This window comes from Amycolatopsis sp. NPDC104775 (assembly GCF_055583325.1).
The window spans coordinates 44,169-62,662 of the sequence record NZ_JBVJOE010000012.1 but is presented as its reverse complement, the minus strand read 5'-3'; the positions used below and the strand labels follow the sequence as shown (position 1 = coordinate 62,662).

At 65.1% G+C, this 18,494-nt stretch carries 15 protein-coding genes and 1 tRNA gene; 10 read left to right on the top strand and 6 right to left on the bottom strand.

All coding sequences use genetic code 11. From position 1 onward, the window contains the following. Window positions 1-32: 32 nt before the first annotated feature. Together ACZ63D_RS37495 and ACZ63D_RS37490 are read right to left on the bottom strand one after the other, a co-directional pair. Window positions 33-359 (bottom strand): FmdB family zinc ribbon protein, encoded by a 327-nt coding sequence (locus ACZ63D_RS37495; RefSeq protein ID WP_465359069.1) that lies wholly within the window; start codon window positions 357-359, stop codon window positions 33-35. Window positions 360-1,015: 656 nt separating this feature from the next. Further along, window positions 1,016-1,615, bottom strand: a complete 600-nt coding sequence (locus tag ACZ63D_RS37490) for a 5-formyltetrahydrofolate cyclo-ligase (RefSeq protein ID WP_465359068.1) — start codon at window positions 1,613-1,615, stop codon at window positions 1,016-1,018. Between the two features lie 24 nt (window positions 1,616-1,639). On the opposite strand from ACZ63D_RS37490, the gene ACZ63D_RS37485 reads away from it, so the two are divergent. From ACZ63D_RS37485 to ACZ63D_RS37450, 8 genes are all read left to right on the top strand, one after another. Then, window positions 1,640-2,545 (top strand): UTP--glucose-1-phosphate uridylyltransferase, encoded by a 906-nt coding sequence (locus ACZ63D_RS37485; RefSeq protein WP_465359067.1) that lies wholly within the window; start codon window positions 1,640-1,642, stop codon window positions 2,543-2,545. Beyond that, window positions 2,542-3,897 (top strand): molybdotransferase-like divisome protein Glp, encoded by a 1,356-nt coding sequence (glp, locus tag ACZ63D_RS37480; RefSeq protein WP_465359066.1) that lies wholly within the window; start codon window positions 2,542-2,544, stop codon window positions 3,895-3,897. The genes ACZ63D_RS37485 and glp overlap by 4 nt, the downstream gene beginning before the upstream one ends. A gap of 3 nt (window positions 3,898-3,900) precedes the next feature. Continuing rightward, complete coding sequence (locus ACZ63D_RS37475) at window positions 3,901-4,560, top strand: GNAT family N-acetyltransferase (protein WP_465359065.1); 660 nt, start codon at window positions 3,901-3,903, stop codon at window positions 4,558-4,560. A 161-nt stretch (window positions 4,561-4,721) separates the two neighbouring features. Continuing rightward, window positions 4,722-5,534 carry a divisome protein SepX/GlpR gene (sepX, locus tag ACZ63D_RS37470; RefSeq protein ID WP_465359064.1) on the top strand — a complete coding sequence of 271 codons (813 nt, stop codon included), beginning with the start codon at window positions 4,722-4,724 and terminating at the stop codon, window positions 5,532-5,534. Window positions 5,535-5,608: 74 nt separating this feature from the next. Next, window positions 5,609-5,681: transfer RNA gene (locus tag ACZ63D_RS37465), tRNA-Ala, on the top strand. Between the two features lie 739 nt (window positions 5,682-6,420). After that, window positions 6,421-8,850, top strand: coding sequence for an EcoAI/FtnUII family type I restriction enzme subunit R (gene hsdR / locus ACZ63D_RS37460; RefSeq protein WP_465359063.1), 2,430 nt, complete (start codon window positions 6,421-6,423; stop codon window positions 8,848-8,850). Window positions 8,851-8,966: 116 nt separating this feature from the next. After that, entirely contained in the window at window positions 8,967-10,463 is a 1,497-nt protein-coding gene (locus ACZ63D_RS37455) for a class I SAM-dependent DNA methyltransferase (protein WP_465359062.1), read from the top strand. Further along, window positions 10,460-11,581 carry a restriction endonuclease subunit S gene (locus ACZ63D_RS37450; RefSeq protein WP_465359061.1) on the top strand — a complete coding sequence of 374 codons (1,122 nt, stop codon included), beginning with the start codon at window positions 10,460-10,462 and terminating at the stop codon, window positions 11,579-11,581. The genes ACZ63D_RS37455 and ACZ63D_RS37450 overlap by 4 nt, the downstream gene beginning before the upstream one ends. Here ACZ63D_RS37450 and ACZ63D_RS37445 read toward each other — a convergent pair. The 3 genes from ACZ63D_RS37445 to ACZ63D_RS37435 all read right to left on the bottom strand — a co-directional run bounded on the left by ACZ63D_RS37445 (window position 11,565) and on the right by ACZ63D_RS37435 (window position 15,300). Continuing rightward, window positions 11,565-12,248: a JAB domain-containing protein gene (locus ACZ63D_RS37445; protein WP_465359060.1), complete on the bottom strand. Its 684-nt coding sequence runs from the start codon at window positions 12,246-12,248 to the stop codon at window positions 11,565-11,567. The genes ACZ63D_RS37450 and ACZ63D_RS37445 overlap by 17 nt on opposite strands. Before the next feature lie 774 nt (window positions 12,249-13,022). Further along, entirely contained in the window at window positions 13,023-14,783 is a 1,761-nt protein-coding gene (locus ACZ63D_RS37440) for a chitinase (RefSeq protein WP_465359059.1), read from the bottom strand. Between the two features lie 70 nt (window positions 14,784-14,853). Beyond that, window positions 14,854-15,300 carry a MarR family winged helix-turn-helix transcriptional regulator gene (locus tag ACZ63D_RS37435; RefSeq protein WP_465359058.1) on the bottom strand — a complete coding sequence of 149 codons (447 nt, stop codon included), beginning with the start codon at window positions 15,298-15,300 and terminating at the stop codon, window positions 14,854-14,856. Window positions 15,301-15,380: 80 nt separating this feature from the next. On the opposite strand from ACZ63D_RS37435, the gene ACZ63D_RS37430 reads away from it, so the two are divergent. Together ACZ63D_RS37430 and ACZ63D_RS37425 are read left to right on the top strand one after the other, a co-directional pair. Continuing rightward, window positions 15,381-16,529, top strand: coding sequence for an MFS transporter (locus ACZ63D_RS37430; protein WP_465359057.1), 1,149 nt, complete (start codon window positions 15,381-15,383; stop codon window positions 16,527-16,529). Window positions 16,530-16,586: 57 nt separating this feature from the next. Next, window positions 16,587-17,543 (top strand): LysR family transcriptional regulator, encoded by a 957-nt coding sequence (locus ACZ63D_RS37425; RefSeq protein ID WP_465359056.1) that lies wholly within the window; start codon window positions 16,587-16,589, stop codon window positions 17,541-17,543. Here the strand turns inward: ACZ63D_RS37425 and ACZ63D_RS37420 are convergent. Then, on the bottom strand, window positions 17,540-18,427 hold the full coding sequence (locus tag ACZ63D_RS37420; protein ID WP_465359055.1) for a carbohydrate-binding protein: 888 nt from the start codon (window positions 18,425-18,427) through the stop codon (window positions 17,540-17,542). The two genes, ACZ63D_RS37425 and ACZ63D_RS37420, sit on opposite strands and share 4 nt — an antisense overlap. Window positions 18,428-18,494 lie beyond the last annotated feature (67 nt).

Below are 18,494 nucleotides of genomic sequence, written 5' to 3'. Positions count from 1 at the left end.
GGACAACTGGCCCCTTGTGGATAACTCGGGGGTCAGGAGGCCGTGGAAGCCGTTTTCGTCGTGCTCGTGGTGGAGGATGTGTTCGAGGACGAAGACGTCGACGAAGAGGAGGTGGTGGACGACGAGTCGGACTTGGCGCTCTCGGTCTTGGCCGGGGCCGCGGAGGTGCTCGACTTGCTCGAATCACGCGAATCCGTGCGGTAGAACCCGCTGCCCTTGAAGACCACGCCGACCGAACTGAAGACCTTGCGCAGTGCGCCGGAGCACTGCGGGCAGACGGTCAGGCTGGGGTCGGAGAAGGACTGCACCGCCTCGAAGCGGTGGTCACATTCCTTGCAGGCGTACTGGTACGTGGGCACTGAAGCTCCTTCATGCACTGGCACTCGACCTACAAGAGTGCTAACCCAATTGTGCTGGACAGCATTCCCTCAGCGCAATTACCCCTTGCTCACAGTGCTGTGGCGGAAGGGGCGGCGGCGGGTTAGCGCTGGTCAGGGTGCCTTTGATGGAGGCGGCTGGGTGACTGGGCCGCGGCGGGTCCGGCCGATTGGGCCGTTGGTGGGCTCGTTGGCGGGGCCTGGCGGTGTCCATGGGCGGGCTTGCGTCGGTCGGTTTTGGCGGCTGCCGGTGTGGTCGCTGGCGCGGAGTGGGCGTGGATGCGCGGCTTGGGCGGTTGGTGTGGTTCGTGGCTGGACGCTGAGGCGAGAGGGCTGGGCGGAGCTGGCGGCGTGTGTGGCTGACCGTGTGGCAAGCGACCTGGCGGCTGGGGATGGCGAGCCAGGGTGAGCGCGGTGCGTTGGCGGAGGCTGGCGGTGTGGCCGTCGCCGAGGGACGCGGCTGGCTTCGGTGCGGAGCTGTGGTCGGATCGCCGAGGCACTCGGGTCGGACCGCGGGCATCGGCTGGGCCTTCGTCGGTCATCGGCTGGAGGCCGTCGTAGCAGCGGCCGATCGGCCCTGGTGGCGACACTGAACTCGGCGGGCCGATCGAGTGGTCTTGACCACTCCCTCAGCCCTCTCAGCGGGCCGCGGCGGCGGTCGGCAGCTGGATGAGGCCGGAGGGCGTCAGGACGGCGGTCATGGGCACGTCGTGAGGTTCGGCCGGGAGACGGTCGACGACCTCCTCCGCGCGCACCACAGCCACGCGGGCGGTGTCAGCCGCGGCGGTCAGGGTGCGGTCGTAGTAGCCGGCTCCGCGGCCGAGGCGGGTGCCGTGGCGGTCGACGGCCAGGGCTGGGATCAGCAGCACCTGTGCCGACGCCACCGCGGCGGTGCCCAGGCGTGGGCCGGATGGTTCCAGGACGCCACGCAAGCGTCCGGGGATCAGGGCGTCCGGGCCGGTGTACTCGGCCCAGTCGAGCGGGCCGGGCGTGTCCGGGATGACTGGCAGCAGGACGCGAGCGCACGTCGCGGCCAGGGCGTCAACCAGCGAGATTTGGCCGGGCTCGGTGCCGAAAGGGAGGTACGCGCACACCGTTGCCGCGTGGATTGACGACGCCGCGGTCGCCAGGGCGGCTGCCTCGCGAGCGTGAACTTCGGGGGGCAGTTCGGCGCGGGCGCGAAGGATTTGGGTCCGCCACTCCGCCTTGCTCGGGGTCTCATTGCCCGGCTCGTGCATGAGACCAGGTTAGGCTTTGCGCCCATGACGGGCGCCTCAACCACCCAGACCTTCAGAACCGCAATCGTGCCTGCCGCAGGCCTCGGCACGCGATTCCTGCCGACGACGAAAGCGGTGCCCAAAGAGCTGCTGCCGGTGGTCGACACGCCGGGGATCGAGATCGTCGCGGCCGAGGCGGCGAGTGCGGGCGCGACGCGGCTGGTGATCGTCACCTCGCCGGGCAAGGAAGCCGTCGTCCGGTACTTCGAGGCGAAGCCGGACCTGGAGAAGACGCTCGAGGACAAGGGCAAGACCGAGCTGCTGGCGAAGGTCCGCCGCGGGCCGGAACTGCTGGACGTCGAGGTCGCGATCCAGGAACAGGCCCTCGGGCTCGGGCACGCTGTCGCGCAGGCCGAACCGAACCTCACCGACGAGGACACCGCTGTCGCCGTGCTTCTGCCCGACGACCTCGTGTTGCCCGCCGGGGTTCTCGACCGGATGTCGGCCGTCCGCGCTCAGCACGGCGGAAGCGTGCTCTGCGCCTTCGACATCCCGAAGGAACAGATCTCCCCGTACGGCGTCTTCGACGTCACCGAGACCGACGACCCGGACGTCAAGCAGGTCCACGGCATGGTCGAGAAGCCCAAGCCGGAGGACGCGCCCTCGACCTACGCCGCGGCCGGGCGGTACCTGCTCGACCGGGCGATTTTCGACGCGCTGCGCCGGATCGAACCCGGCGCGGGCGGCGAACTGCAGCTCACCGACGCCGTCGCCCTGCTGATCCAGGAGGGGCATCCGGTGCACATCGTCGTCCACCGCGGCGGGCGGCACGACCTGGGCAACCCGGGCGGATTCCTGCGCGCCGCCGTCGATTTCGCGCTCGAGGACCCGGATTATGGGCCGTCGCTGCGCACCTGGCTGACCGAACGGATCGGAAACGATCGCCCATGACGGACTCCCTCGACGCCACCCCCGCAACCCCGGCCGAGGACCTGACCGAACCGGTGATTCAGGCGGTCGCGGCGGCGGAATCGGCAGGAACCATTGCCCCGGCGGAAGAATCCACTGAATCCGGAGATTTCCGCTCGGTCGACGAGCAGATCGCGCTGACCCTCGAAGCCGCCGTGCGCCCGCGGCCGGTGCGCGTCGCGATCTCCGAAGCGCAGGGCCTGCTCTGCGCGGAGGAAGTCGTCGCCGAGCACGCGCTGCCCGGGTTCGACCAGGCGGCGGTGGACGGATACGCCGTCCGGAGCGTCGACGTGCAGACCGCTGGACAGGAACCGGTCCAGCTGCCGGTCGTCGGCGAAATCCCGGCTGGCTCGCGGCAGCCGCGACGGCTGCAGCCTGGCCAGGCAGTGCGGGTCGACACCGGCGCGCCGCTGCCCACGCTCGCGGACGCCGTCGTCCCGACCGCTTACACCGACGGCCACCAGGCCAAGGTCACGATCAACCGGTCCGTGCCGTCCGCCGGCTACGTGCGCCGGGCCGGCGAGGACGTGCAGATCGGCGACGTCGCGGTGCGCAAGGGCGACACCATCGGCTCCGCGCAGGTCGGGCTGCTGGCCGCGGTGGGCCGCGCGAAGGTGCTGGTCTACCCGCGGCCGCGAGTGTCGATCGTGTCGGTCGGCGACGAGCTGGTGGACATCGACCGCACGCCGTCGGTCGGCCAGGTCTACGACGTCAACTCGTACGCGCTGGCCGCGGCCGCGCGCGACGCTGGTGCCGAGGTGAGCCGGGTCGGCATCGTGCCGGGCGACCCGAAGCGGCTGCGCGAGGTCGTCGAAGGACGGCTGCTGATGTCCGAGATCGTGGTCGTCGCGGGCGGGGCAGGCGGGTCCTCCGGCGACGAGGTGCACGCCGCGCTGTCCGACCTCGGGCACATCGACCTGACCAGGGTCGCGATGCACCCCGGGTCGGTGCAGGGCTTCGGCAGGCTCGGCCCGGACTCGGTGCCGACGTTCCTCATCCCGGGCAACCCGATGAGCGCGCTCGTGGTGTTCGAGGTGCTGGTGCGGCCGCTGATCCGCACCGCGCGCGGCACCCGCAACCCGCACCGCCGGGTGGTCGGGGCGCGGCTGCTGTCGTCGATCACCTCGACGAAGGGCCGCCGCGGCTACCTGCGTGGTCAACTGCTGCGCGACGAGGCGAACGGCGAGTACCTGGTGCAGCCGCTCGGCACGTCGGGCGCGCACCTGCTGGCGTCGCTGGCCGAGGCTAACTGCCTCATCACCGTCGAGGAGGACCTTACCGAGGTGGCCGCGGGCGACCAGGTCAAGGTCACCTTCCTTGCCCAGCGCGCCTGATCCGTGGCCGCACTCGCCGACTCGGTCGAAAACCGGCACCCCGGCTGGCCCGCCACGCTCGGCCCCCTGCGGATCCCGGCAGGCGTGCTCGCCGTGCGCCCGGTTCGGCTGCGCGACGCCGGCGAGTGGAGCCGCGTCCGGCTGCGCGACCGCGAGCACCTCGAGGAGTGGGAGCCGACCGGGATCGGGTCCTGGGCCGACCGCAACGCGTTCTGGTCGTGGCCGTCGCAGTGGGCGGCGCTGCGCGGGCTGGCGCGGCGGGGCCAATGCCTGCCGTTCACGATCACGGTGGATGGAAAGTTCGCCGGGCAGATTACTGTCGGTAATGTGATCCGCGCCGCGCTCCGGTCGGCCTGGATCGGGTATTGGGTGTCGTCCGAGATCGTCCGGGGCGGCGTGGCCACCGCGGCCGTCGCACTCGTGACAGATCACGCTTTCGATGCCGCCGGACTGCACCGGCTGGAAGCGACCGTGCGGCCGGAGAACAACGCCAGCATCCGCGTGCTCACCAAGGCCGGATATCGGCAGGAAGGGCTCTTCGAGCGATACCTCGACGTCGCAGGCGCCTGGCGTGACCACCTCTGTTTCGCCGTGACGAAAGAGGAGACCGGCGACGGCCTGGTGTCCCGGCTTGTGGCCTCGGGGCGCGCCGAACGGGTCTGACGGTGACTACGCGTCCCTCCCCGATCACGCGTTACCACATCCTGTGAGATTCACCTAATGCGGTGATGCATTTTCGTGATCGAACCCGGCGAGTCTGCGCCTCCTGTGTGACTGTTGTGGCTAGCGTGACTACAGCAGAGGATCGGGGGAGGTGACGGGAGATGCCCAGTTCGGTGATCATCGTCGCGCTCGCCGCGGCATGGCTCGTCGTTCTCGTGCCCATGGTGGCTCGCAAACGCCAGCAAGTCGCGCGGACGCCTACCTCCGCGCTGGCCGCCCGGGTAGTGCGAAGGGGCAGTGCTCGCAACGAGGGACAGGAGGACGACGCCGTGTCCGACCATGCGAATCCTTCGGTAGAGGATGATCTCGCCGAACTCGAGGCGGAACTCGACGCTGACCTGGAAGCCGAGCCCGAACCCGAACCGGAGCCGCTCCCGCAGCCCGCGCGCGCCGAACGTGCCGCCGCGCCGCGCCGCGAACGCCGCAGCTACCGGCCCGGCCGAGGCGGCTTCGACCCGGAGGCCGCGGAGATCGCCGCCCGGGCCAAGTACGCGTTCCGTCAGCGAGTGGTCGTGATCCTGCTGATCGCCGCTGTCCTCACGGCTCTGATCGCCGGATTCGCGTTCTCGCTCGCGTGGTGGGTGCACGGTGCGGTCGACCTCGCCCTCGTCGGGTACCTCGTCTACCTCCGCCGTCAGGTCCGCATCGAGAACGAGATCCGCCAGCGCCGAATGGCCCGCTACGCGACGACGGCACCCGCTGCGCCCGAGGCGTACGACTCTTTCGCGAAGGAAGAGGAGGACGTCGAGGTCGTCGCCCCCGAGGTGCCGCGCGACATCGTGGAGCGCAAACCGTCCCCGATGTCCCGCATCCGCAGGCAGGCGGTCGTCGTGGATCTGGACGACGAGGACCCCGCTTTCGAGGAACTCGCCGAGCCCAGCGCGAGCCCGTACCGCCGGGCGGTGGGAGAGTGACCCCCCGTTGTTTGGCGCTTGGAGGGCGCTGCTAAGCTTTCCAAGCACTGAACAACAGGGGCTCACGCTCCTGAGGGGCTGTAGCGCAGTTGGTAGCGCGTCTCGTTCGCATCGAGAAGGTCAGGGGTTCGATTCCCCTCAGCTCCACACCTGAGATTTGAGCGGTTCTGGTACGCGGTTAGCTGCAGGATTGCTCAGAAGCTGATGCCAAGTGTATCAGCGGCCGGGAGTTCATCAGTAGTGATGCGTCGCCGTCGGCTATCGTTGGAGTTGGCATCGGTGCACCGGTCATTTTCGGTGTTTTCTCGCACCCATGATCGGTCCTGCTCCTGAAGAGACGGTCGCTGCAACCATGATCCCCCTTGCGTTCCGGGCCGAGATCGGGACACGCCCCTCAGCAGTTCGCCATTGTTCGATGATGACTTGGCTGCGAAGCGCGCCAGTCACGACCGCCTGAATGGTGTGGAGCTTGATAACATATACGGGGCCACGGGCTCACGCGTACTGACCGTCACCTGACAACGAACGCCGACATGCGATGGTGATCCGCAGAGGTGCCGGTAGTCCGCCGATCGCGGGCTCCATCGTGACGAGTCCATCGCCGCCTGCCTCCAGGTCGCATTGCATACGCCTGGCATTAGAGGAACTAGATGGGCAGGTTCGGTTGCGCGCGAACCTGCGGCACTCGGTCGGGCATGGTGTCCGCGTGTCCACGGCAGCTGTAGCAGGTGGCGTAGCCTCGCGGCCGCCAGTGCGAACATCACGCCAACGACTCCGACATCGATCCCTCGAAAGAGGTAGTCGAAGTCGTTCTCGGTTTCCTGCTCCGCGTCACGGACTGGATACGGCACTGGAAGTGTCAGTCTTTGGAGGTAAATTGCTCTCCATGACTTGGGGACCGCTTGAGGACGACACTTGCCGTGAGTCGATTCTGCCCGCGCTTGCCAAGGTTGGTTGGGCTGAGGAACAAATCCGCTCCCAGTACCCCGTGACCGCCCAGCGGGTGATCTCGTTAGGCGGCGTCGAACGCGACCTCGGTCATGGACGCGTCGACTACGTCCTTGAGATCGTGCCGGGATTGCCGGTTGCGGTCCTCGAGGCCAAGCGTGCCTACAGGGAGGCAGCGGAGGGGCTGCAGCAAGCCGTTCGATATGCACAGCAGGTCGACGTCCCGATCGCCTACGCGAGCAACGGGCGCGAGATTATCGAGCGGGACATGGTAGCGGGGACCGAGCAGCGTGTTGATTCCTTTATGACGCCGCCCGAGCTCTGGAGTCGTTACACCGCGTGGCGTGGACTCGACGGCTCCGGCCAGACGCTGCTGCGTCAGGAGTTCAATCGGAACAAGCGCACCGCCGCGGGCGACGTCATCCAGCCGCGGTGGTATCAGACGGTCGCCGTCCATCGCGTGCTCGCCGCGATGGCGCGGGGCGAGCACCGGATCTTGTTGCTGATGGCGACCGGGACGGGCAAGACGTTCACAGCCATGCAGATCGTGCAGAAGCTTCGGAGACACGCGAAGCTCGTCACTCCGGAACGCAACTATCGGGTGCTCTACCTAGCCGATCGGGACGCCCTTGTCGACCAGCCACAACGAAAGGACTTCTCGACCGCTTTCGGTGGAGAACCGTTGTGGCGTGTCGCCGGTGGTGTTAACCGGGCCCGGGAGATCTACTTCGCCACCTATCAGGCGATGTCCGGCGGAAAAGAAGAGGAGAAGCTGTTTCGGGATTACCCGGCGGACTTCTTCGACCTGGTCATCGTCGATGAATGCCATCGAGGTAGCGCTGCAGAGAACTCGTCTTGGCGGCACATCCTCGAGCATTTCACGGATTCGGTTCAGGTCGGGCTCACTGCGACACCAAAGCAGACCGACACGGTCAACACCTACGACTATTTTGGCGACCCGGTTTTCTCGTACTCGCTGCGACAGGGAATCGCGGACGGGTTCCTCGCGCCGTACCGGGTGCGGCGGGTCGTGCTCAGCCCGGACGCCGACGGCTGGGAGCCTACGCAGGGGCAGCGTGACCGGTTCGGCAGGGAGATCCCGGAGGGAGTATACGGCACCCGTGACTACGAACGCGTCATCAGGCTCCTCGCCCGAACGGATCTTGCCGCACGGCGGCTTTCTCGCCTACTTCGGCGCGACCCCATGGCGCGCATGATCATCTTCTGTGTCGATCAGCAACACGCGGACGACATGCGTCGGGCCATGGTCAACGCCAACCGCGACCTGGTGGGTGATGATCCAGAGTGGGTGGTGCGGATCGTCGGTGCAGAGGGCGAAAAGAAGCGGCTGCTGGAGAATTTCACTGACCCGGAACGTTCGTCGCCAGTGGTGGTGACCACGTCGAGGCTGCTGTCCACAGGTATCGATATCGAGGATCTTCGGTACGTGGTGATCTTCCGTCCGGTTGGATCGCCCGTGGAGTTCAAACAGATCGTCGGCCGGGGAACTCGACTTTACCCGGACAAGGGCAAGAAGTCGTTCGAAATCGTTGACTTCGTCGGTGCCACTCAGCATTTCGCCGACCCGGACTTCGACGGTTATCCGGTCCGTATCATCAACGAGGCCGACGACGATCCGGACGACGACACCGAAGACGCAGACTCTGCCGAAGCAGATGGCGATCAGGTCGCTGAGCCTGAGCCGCCGTTTACACCGACCAATCCTGGTGCGGACGGTGACCGGCCGGACGGCGCAGGCGGCCCCAGCGCTGGCGACGGTCCCGGGCGGCTTGAGAAGTACGTTGTCGACGACGGAGCGTTCTTCGTCGTAGCTGAGGCAGTGCAGGTGCCGGACACCTCAACCGGCCGATTGGTGCTCACCGAGTACGGCACATTTGTCGCCGGCCGGATCAGACGGCTGGCCGAGACCCCGGCAGGCCTCGCGGCGCAGTGGTCGCGCGAGCCGTCCCGCGCCGAGGTAATCGACACCCTGGCCGCGGCCGGAGTGGACTTCGCAGAGTTGCTGCCGCCCGGTGCGGAAGACGTCGACCCTCTCGACCTGCTCGTCCAGGTCGCGTGGAACCAGCCGGCACGTACCAGGGCCGAGCGGGCTCGTAGGGCCAGGGAGGCGCACCATGCCGAATTGGCGGCGCTGTCGGACACGGCGCGTGCGGTCCTGACCGCGTTGCTGGACCGCTATGCTGCGTACGGGGTCGACGAAATTACGTCACCCGAGGTGGTCCGCATCCCGCCGCTGTCCGCGCTCGGTTCGCCACGTGAGATCATTCGGGCGCTCGGTGCGGGCGGTCTCCGCGCAGCCGTCGAGGATGTGCAAAAGTGGATCTATATGGACGAATCCGCGTCCTGAAAAGTTGAGCAACGATTCGACCGATGCCCGCTAGCGTGTCGGTGTTCGGCGGCGATGTCAGGACTGGAAGAATTAGCCGATCATATGCGACAGCATCAGCACGGAGGACTACTAGCGTGACCGCGACGCGGGCGAATAGGACTAAGAAGCCGCAGACCACCCAAGCCCGGCTCCAGTCGATCATCAAGGAGTCGCGCAACATCATGCGCAAGGATGCCGGGCTGAACGGCGAGTTGGATCGCCTCCCGCAATTGGCGTGGCTGCTATTTCTCCGTGCCTTCGACGAGGCCGAGCAGGACCGCGCGGAACTCGATCGTAGCTATAAGCCGGCTATCAGCGACCGGTATCGCTGGTCAGAGTGGGCCCAATCGGACCAGACCGGCGAGCCGCTGCTGAACTTCGTCAACAGCCAACTCTTGCCGCACCTCCGGGGACTGCGCGGCTCAGGCAAGGCCGGCGACCCGAGAGACACGTTGGCGTCGATCTTCGCCAACATTACCAACCGAATGCAGAGCGGCTACCTGCTTCGCGAGCTGATCAACCAACTGGACAAGGTCGACTTCGCCAATCGCGATGATGTGCACACCATGGCGGTGATGTATGAGTCGATGCTCAAGGAGATGCGTGACGCGGCAGGCGATTCCGGTGAGTTCTACACACCCCGCCCACTAGTCCGCTTCATCACCGAGATGATCGACCCGCAGGTCGGTGAGGTCGTCATGGACCCGGCTATGGGTACCGGTGGGTTCCTCATCGAAGCCTACGAACACATGATCAAGAGGGCAGAGACGGCGGTCGATCGGGAAACGGTGAAGAACTCAATTCGCGGCATCGAGAAGAAGTCCATGCCGTTCCTGCTGTCCGAGATGAACTTCCTGCTGCATGACATCGACCATGTCAAAGCCGTACAATCCAACGCTCTAGCCTATAGTATCGCCGCCATGCGCAGTGACGGTGTGGACGTCATCCTAACCAACCCACCCTTTGGCGGCGAAGAAGAAAAAGGCGTTCAAAAGAACTTTCCTGCAGGAAAACAAACATCAGAAACGGTCTGGTTGTTTCTTCAATCCGTCATGGCAAGGCTGGAAAAACGAAAGGGTCGCTGCGGCATAGTTGTACCTAACTCGGTCCTCTTCGACCAGGGCATCGGAGCACGTATCAAGGCCGACCTCATGGAAAGGTTTAACCTCCACACTGTATTCCGGCTGCCCAGCGGAGTGTTCGCGCCGTACACGTTGATTCCCAGCAACGTTTTATTCTTCGAGCATGGCAAGCAGTCCGACCATATCTGGTTCTATGAACACCCACTTCCCGAAGGCCGCAAGAACTACACCAAAACCAAGCCGTTGCAGTATGAAGAGTTCGCCGACTGCAAAGGCTGGTGGGGAGGTTCAAGTCGGGAGGGCAGGCTTGAGACCGAGCATGCCTGGAAGGTCGCCACGGCAGATGTTGTGGCAAGTGGATACGACCTGAATGTCAATAACCCTAACAGTCCCGACGCTCTTACGCATCGACCACCTGGTGAACTGGTAGCTGAATTAATCGACACCGAACGTGAACTACTGGCAATGCTGGAGAAACTTCATCGAGAGATCAAGGACTTCTCGGCATGACCCTTCGTCCGCTGCGCGACGTGCTAGAGCGTGTGGATTTATCGGTTCCAGTCGATCCGGCGGAGATTTACGAAATGATGGGAGTTCGAAGCTTTGGTCGCGGAGCTTTTCCTTCGTCGGAACTGAAAGGGTCGGATACAAGATATTCTACCCTAAATCGTGTCGAGGAAAATCTCCTTGTTTATCCGAAACTCATGGCTTGGGAAGGTGCATTTGCGGTTGTGCCTAAGTCTTTGCATGGTCGATTTGTGTCACCCGAGTTCGTCTCATTTCGTGCGGGACCAGAGCTCGATCCTGGTTACCTTGCGCACCTGGTGGCATGGGAAGGGTTTCACGAGAATCTGCGGGGGCTGAGCTCCGGAACCAATGCCCGCCGTCGACGTCTGCAGCCGAGCCAATTGCTTGAATTCTGTGCGCCTGTGCCGGATCTTGAAAAGCAACGGCGCATCGCAGCTTATCTCGATCAAGTCGGGTCCGAGATGATAAAATCGGCAGAGTTGGCTCGTCATCGAACGATGTTCTTCAACCAAATTCGGTCCGGTCATTGGCAAGGTGTGCGAACTCCGGTCGGCGAACTAGTTAATCGGGTGCAGCGGCGGGAATCGGTAGAACCAGATAAAAGATATCAACTGCAGGGTGTTCGTTGGTACGGCGACGGAGTATTTACTCGCGAGATTAAACTGGGCAAGTACCTCGCTGCTAAAGATGTCTTCCGGGTCGCTCGCGGCGATCTTGTTTACAACAGGTTGTTTGCTTGGAAGAAATCGTTCGCGATCGCAACGCATTCGGATGGCGTTGTGTCAAATGAATTTCCAACCTTCAATATCGCAGAGGACTGTGTCATTCCGTCGGTCCTGCTTGCACTGCTTCTAAGTGATGAATTTACTAGGCAGGTAAATGATGCAAGCACGGGAAGCACGCCGACTAGTCGAAATCGACTGAAGGAGCGTGATTTTCTCGAACTCGAAGTATCCCTGCCCTCGAAATCCGAACAGCGTCGAATTGCAGAGATGTTGAGAATTGTTTCCGCGGCGGATGCCACTAATCGGCGTCAGAGCGAGATAGTGTCCGCTTTGCTTCCGGCAGCGCGAAACGAGGTTTTCAACTCGATGCTGTGATGCTTCGCCATTGATCTCCGGCCACTACTACATGGTCAAAGAAGCGTAGGCCAACATCGATGGATGCCTGGCGGAGTCGGACGGTTACTGCTGTGTCGGCTTGGCTTGGGTCCAGGGTGCCGCTGGGGTGGTTGTGGGCTACTGCGAAGCCGATGGCGTCGTGGCGGAGGGCCAAGGAGAGGATTTCGCGAACCGGGACGATGCTGGTCGTGGCTCCGCCGGTGGCAACCGGGATGACGCGGACTACCCGGTTTGCTCCGTCGGCCAGCACGAGCAAGACCTGCTCGGTTCGTGCTCGTCCAATCTGAGGGATCGCCACGGCGGCTATGTCGGCTGATGTCCGTATTATAGGTCGGTCGATCGTCGCCTTCATTCGGTCGGAGAGAGCGAAGGCGGCGACTATGCGGCATGCCTTGGCCATGCCGACCCCGGTATGTCTGGCGAGTTCGTCGACGTCTGCCCGGCCGAGGCCGGCTACGCCGCCGAAGTCGAGCAGCAATCGGGATGCCAGGTCGACCGCAGTCTGGCCTTGGCTGCCTGAACTGAGATGGATTGCGATCAGTTCGGCGTCCGACAAGGCCGATGCGCCGAGCGCCACGAGGCGTTCGCGCGGACGCTCGTGCTCGGGGTGGGAGGTCAGCGGCACCTTCTTAGGTGAGTCGGGCACCGGGTGAACTTAGCGCTTGACGGCCGCTTCTGCGCGTTGATCTGCGGACACGCCGGTCCTTTCACGATCGCGGTCGGCTGTGGCTGTCACGAGCGGGGACGCAGAGTTCGCGAAGTCTGGCCAGGACGGTGTGGAAGGTTGCGTCGGCGGACTGTAGTGCTGTGGGCGATTAGTTATTTTATTCGCTTTCCGGTGTCAAACCCAAGAAGTAGTTCGGCCGTTGGTGCGACAGCGCCTATGGTGCGCTGACAATAGGCCACAACGTGAACTATGCAGAGTTCGAGGGAAGTGCCAACCGCCAGGCATATGGCTAGGTAGGTGGCAATGGCAAGGGCTCAAGCCGAGAAGCGGCCGGCCCGATCAGGAGGCGGGGTGGCCGCATTGACTACCTGGCAGGCTGGTCAACCGTCGCAGTTGCTCGAGTTGCTGCTATCTGAGTTCGAAATATGTGCGAATAGGATGAGTTGGTCTCTTCACGGGCACGGCTTCGGCGCTGCCGCTGCCGAGAGTCCCGTTAGGCGAGCTCCGAGCTCCTGGCTCCGCGTGCGCACGGGCTTCGTGGACGGTCTTGATGCGCTCTTCGAATTGTAATTGTTGACATTTCCTTCTGTGTGCGCGGAGCCCGATCGAGGAACGGCTCTCTCGCGGTCAGTGTCGCTTGGCCGGGCATCGCCTGGTTGGCTCGGCGCTGTTCCCTCTCGCCTGAAAAGCTTGCCATTCGATGGCACACGGCGCGCGGATATAATTTCTGGAAAGAAGAGGGTCGAATGGGCTTTATCCGAGCCCATCCAGGAACGGCCGATGCGCGTTCTGGAAAGCCCACCCGTAATACCGATCCCAGTTCACCGACCACGTCATCAACCCCCGCAAGGCAGGCGACGACCCTCCTCGCAGCGTGTACGAGCCGCAGCCGGTTCCGTGGGCTAGGCAGTTCACCGCGGTGTGGACTTCGTCCGGCGAGACGTAGCCGTTCCCAGCGCTGACCGCTGCGGGGATGCCGACGGCGATTTGGTCTTCTCGGAGGCCTGGAAAAGTCTGTCCGGTGTTCGCGACCTTGAAGCCGGACTTGAGCATGTCGGTCATGGCGATCAAGAAGTCCGCGCCGCCCATGGTGTGGTACTGGTTGTCCAATCCCATGACTGGGCCGGAGTTGTAGTCCTGGACATGCAGCACCGTGAGTGAATCGCGTAGAGCGTAGATGACCGGCAGGTAGGCGCCGGTACGGCTGTCGCCGCCGCCTGCGCCTCCGTAGAATTGGTAGCCCACCTGGACGAAGAAGGTTTCGGGGGCCATCGTGAGGACGAACTTGGCTCCGTAGCGGGCTTTCAACGTTTTCAAGGCCGAGATCAGGTTGACGATCACCGGCGTGGTCGGGTTGTGGAAGTCCGTGTCGCCAGAGTTCAGGGACAGGGATTGGCTTTCGAAGTCGACGTCCAATCCGTCCAGGCCGTATTTGTCGATGATCGCCGCTACCGAGTTGACGAAGTTGTCGCGGGCCGCTGTGGTCGTGAGTTGGACTTCGCCGTTTTGGCCGCCGATGGAGATCAGGACCTTCTTGCCCTGGGCCTGCTTCGCGCGGATCGCGGCGATGAAGTCCGCGTCGCTTTCCACGCCGGGGCATTCGGTGGTTGAGCAGCGGTTGAAGCGGATGTCGCCTGAGGTCACGGACGTTGGTTCGGCGAAGGCTAGGTCGATGATGTCCCAGGCGGCGGGGACATCGGCGAGCTTCAGGTAGCCCGAACCGTTTGCGAAGCTGGCGTGGACGTAGCCGATCAGGGCGTGTTTCGGCAGGCCGGTGCTGGTGCAGCCGCTGGTAGTAACAGAAACCGCTGGGGTGTGGGCGGATTCGGCCTTGTCGTTGTAGGCGGTGATCGAATAGCTGTGCGAGGTGCAGGGGGTGAGGCCGGAGAGGGTGGTGGAGGTTCCGGTGACGGTGGCGCGCAGGGTGCTGTCTTCGTAGACGCGGTAGCCGGTCACGGTGCCTGCGGCCGCGGTCCAGTTCAGGGCGATTGAGGTGTCGGTGACGGTGCCGGCGGTGGGGGTCCCGGGGACGCCGGGTGCGCCGGGGGTGTCGCCGCCGGGGCCGTCCAAGACCACGTCGTCGGCGTAGTAGGTGCCTGCGCCGTACCAGCCGTGCAGGTACAGTTCGGCGGACGTCTGGTTCGCGGTGGTGGTGAAGGACAGCGAAAGCTGGCTGTAGGTGGACGCGTTAGTCCAGGTGGACGAGCCGCCGGTGACGCCTAGGTAGACCGGGGCGCCTTGTACCCAGGCGGAGATCGAGTAGGTGGTGTTCGGGCGCACGGAGACCGTTTGGGTGCATTGGCCCTGGTCGGACGCGCCTGGGCTGACGGCTAGCGCGTAGGTGCCCGAGTGCACTGGGGTCTTGACGGCCGCGCCTGCGGGGCAGGTCCAGCCGGACGTCGTACCGGCTTCGAAACCGGGGTTGGCGAGCAGGTTCGCCGCTTGCGCTGGCCCGCCGACGACAAGTCCGGCTGCGGCTAGCAGGAGTACGACGAGGAAACGAGCACGCTTCATTGCGGTTCCTCCGGTCTGGCGCGGCCCCCTGAGCAGATATTGTCTAGACCATTCCTGAGGTTGTCCAGACCTATCGGTCCGACGAAAGTCGGCTTTCCAGAGCGTCCGACGGCAGCAGGGCGCGGAGCAGTTCGTGCAGGGATTCCTGCTGGGCGGGGTTGAGCGGCGTCAGCGGGGAGCGTGCGTCGAGGTGGCGCAGTGCTTCGGCGCGACGGCGTTTGCCCGCCGGGGTGAGCACGATTTGCTTAGCGCGGCGGTCCGCTGGGTGCGGCTGGCGCTGGATTAGGTCCTGCTCTTCGAGCCGGTCCAGGACGAAGGTGGCGTTTGAGGCCTCGCACGCCATCCGGGTGGCCAGTTCGCGCGCGGTGATCGGCTCGGACAGCTCACGCAGTGCGATCACCTGGCTCGGCGTCAGGCCCATCTGCTCGGCTACGCGCCGCACGTGGACGTCCAGCGTGTGCGCGAGGTGGTGGACCAGCTTGCATACGTCGCGGTCCAGGTCCGGAGTCCCTGCCATGCCGGCAAGTCTAGCGGAACTGCTTCGAGTTGTGATAGTTCTAATTCAAATCATTCGAACTAGAACTACTGTGGGGTGCCGTGCCGCTCTCGGTTTTTTCCTTGCTGCTCGTGGTTTTCAGCCTCACCACCGGCGAGTTCGTGATCGCGGGCATCCTGCCCGACGTCGCCGCCGGGCTGTCGGTTTCGGTGGGGTCGGCTGGGTTGCTCGTCACCGCCTACGCGATCGGGATGATCGTCGGCGGGCCGCTGGTCACGCTGGCTACCGCGCGGGTTCCGCGCAAACCGCTCATCGCTGGGCTGATTTTGGTGTCCATGGCGGGCAATCTGGGGTCGGTGATCGCTCCGGGCTACGCGCTCGTGGTGGTGTCCCGATTCGTCGCCGGGCTGGTGGTGGCCACGTTCTTCGCGGTCGCGATCGCGACTGTGGTGTCGATGGCGCCGCCGGGAAAGGCGGTTTCGACCATCGCGAAGGTGACCATGGGGTTGAACCTCGGCATCGTCGCGGGCAGTCCGCTCGGCACGGTTCTCGGCCACCATCTTGGCTGGCGGGCGACTTTCGGAGCGGTCGCCGCGGTCAGCGGGATCGCGTTGCTGCTGGTGCTGCGGTTCGTTCCGGCGCAGCCCGCGGCCGGGTCGGTGCGTGGGGAGCTGCGGGTGCTGGCCGATCGCGACGTCTGGCAGGCGATCGGCCTGACCGTGCTCGGCAACGTCGGCGTGGTGACCGTTTTTACCTATATCGCGCCGTTGCTCACCGACGTCAGCGGATTCAGCAGCGAGCTTCTCCCGGTGCTGCTGGTTCTCTACGGCGTCGGCGCGGTCGCGGGCAACTACCTCGGCGGGCGGTGGGCGGACAAGGCGCTGGTGCCGTCGCTGGTCTGGATGCTCGCCGCGCTGGTCGTGGCACTGGTGGCGGCTTGGCTGGCCAGTCCGGTCAAACCGGTGATGATCGGGCTGGTTTTCGTGCTCGGGATGCTTGCCTTCGGCATCGTCCCGGGCATGCAGGCGCGGGTTATCGCCGCGGGGAGCAGCGCTCCGACACTGGCGGTGGCGGTCAACGCGTCCGGGTTTCAGTTGGCTGCCGCGGTGGCGGGGCTGTTGGGTGGGCAGGTGATCAACCGTGCGCCGCAGTCGGTTTACCTGCTGGCCGCGGTCCTCACCCTGGCTGGTCTCGGCATCGCGCTGTATTCGCTTCGCCGCGAGCGACTGAGTACCGACTCGCGTCGGTAATTCCTCACGATCTTCGGCGTTACAGTGACCAGGCGAGGGGTTGCGGCCGGAGGAGTCATGGAGCTGGAACTGCGCCACCTGCGCGCGCTCGTGGCCATCGCCGACGCGCACAGTCTCGTTCGCGCGGCCAAGACATTGCACGTTTCGCAGCCCGCGTTGTCCGGGTTGCTGCGGCGCGTCGAGCGGTCGGTCGGCGGAAGTCTGTTCGCGCGCTCGCCGACCGGATGCGTGCCGACGGCACTCGGGGAAACCGTGGTCGCGGACGCGCGTGCGGTGCTGGCTGGGATGTCGGCGTTGACCGAGCGGGCTGGTGCGCGGCGGGAGTCGGCTGGGGCGGTGCGGGTCGGCGGGTACAGCGGGTTTTTGCATCTCGCGTTGGCGAGGTGGCTGCGCGATCAGCCGTGGTGTCGCGCGGTGCGGGTGCATGAAGAGCAGGACGAGGCTCGGACATTGGCGGCGCTCGCGGATGGGGAGCTGGATCTCGCGCTGATTTACCTTGCGCCGCTTCCGGATCGGATCGTTCCAGAGGGTGTGGGGAGCGTCGTGGTACAGGCGCGGGAGCCGGTTTTCGTGATTCTGGCGGAAGATCATCCGCTGGCCTCGCGCGGGGAGATACCGCTGGAGGAGCTGGCCGCGTATCCCTGGGCGGACGATCCGCCGTGGACGACTCGGTGGTCGGTGTACCTGCAGGAAGTCTGTCGGCAGCGTGGGGTGGTGCTCGATCAGCCGCATCGGCCGCAATGCCTGGCTACGCTGCTGGATCTGGTGCGCGAGGGGATGGCAGTCGCGCCAGCGTTGGCGACGCGGGAGGATCGCCAGGACGGGATAGTGGTGCGGGCGATCGAGGACGCGCCGCTGTGGCAAGAGCTGCGGTTGTGCTACCGGCTGGGCACCGAGGTCGCGGATCGGGTCGATGAGATATCTCAGAAGGTGGCCCGTGATTACGCCAACCGGCAGGGGTGCAGTGCCGCGTTTGACCGCTGGTGGCACGCACCCCTGCCGGCCGGGGCTTAGACGGTGACGCGCCAGTTGCTGTTCGGCGTCGGCACCTCGAACTGCAGCGACGAACAGCTGTAGTCGCTGGGGTTCGGGTTGGCGGTCGGCTGCAACGGCGAGTTCGACTCCGTCGCGGGCGTCCACTGGCCGCCGATGCGCAGCTGCAGCTGGCTGGATTCGAACACCTTGCCCTTGGCGTCCGAGCAGTAGTACGCCTGGCCGGTCGACGGGTCGACGGTCGAGTACAGCTCGAAGATGTCCCAGCCCTCGTTAAGCGTGCTCTGGTCGCTCCCGCTCTGCGTGAACAGGTCGTCCCACTTGCCGGTCTTCACGTTGTAGAGCGAGGCGGTCCAGCTGTTGGCGCCCGCGTCGGTCTGGACCTCCTGCACGGTGAACGCCGGGTGTCCGTCCACTGTGGACGTGTAGTTCGAGAGGAACGAGCTGTCCAGCGGGACTACCTTGGCGGGCCCGATCGTCCCGCACCAGTCCCAGGCCCAGACCTGACCGCCCTGGTCGAGTCCGTACGCGGTGACGACCTCGATGCAGGAATGGCCGGTGGGCTTGACCGTCGGGGCATAGACGACGTCCGCGCTGTTCGAGAGGCGAAGGTCGGGGACGACGCTGTGCGTGACGAGAATTCCGTCCGCGCCACTGGACAGTTGCGGTTCGGGGCCCCAGAAGGTGTGCTGCTGCGCGTCGAGCCGCGGTTTGACGCTGTGACCGGCTTTTTCGTGGCGCATCTTGAGGAACCGGTCCGCCGCGGTCCCGGCGGCGGCCTTCGCGGCGGCCCCGGTCAGCCCGGGCACCACCCCGCTGCCTGCGGCCGCGGAAACCGGCGGGCTGGCGGCCACGACAGCCGCGGCCGCCAGGGCGGAAGTGAGCAGGGCGAAGAGTTTCCGCATCGGTGCATCTCCTCGTCGTAGGCGAAGGAAACGCGCGGAGGGAAAGGGTGTCCGTCCGCGGGACACA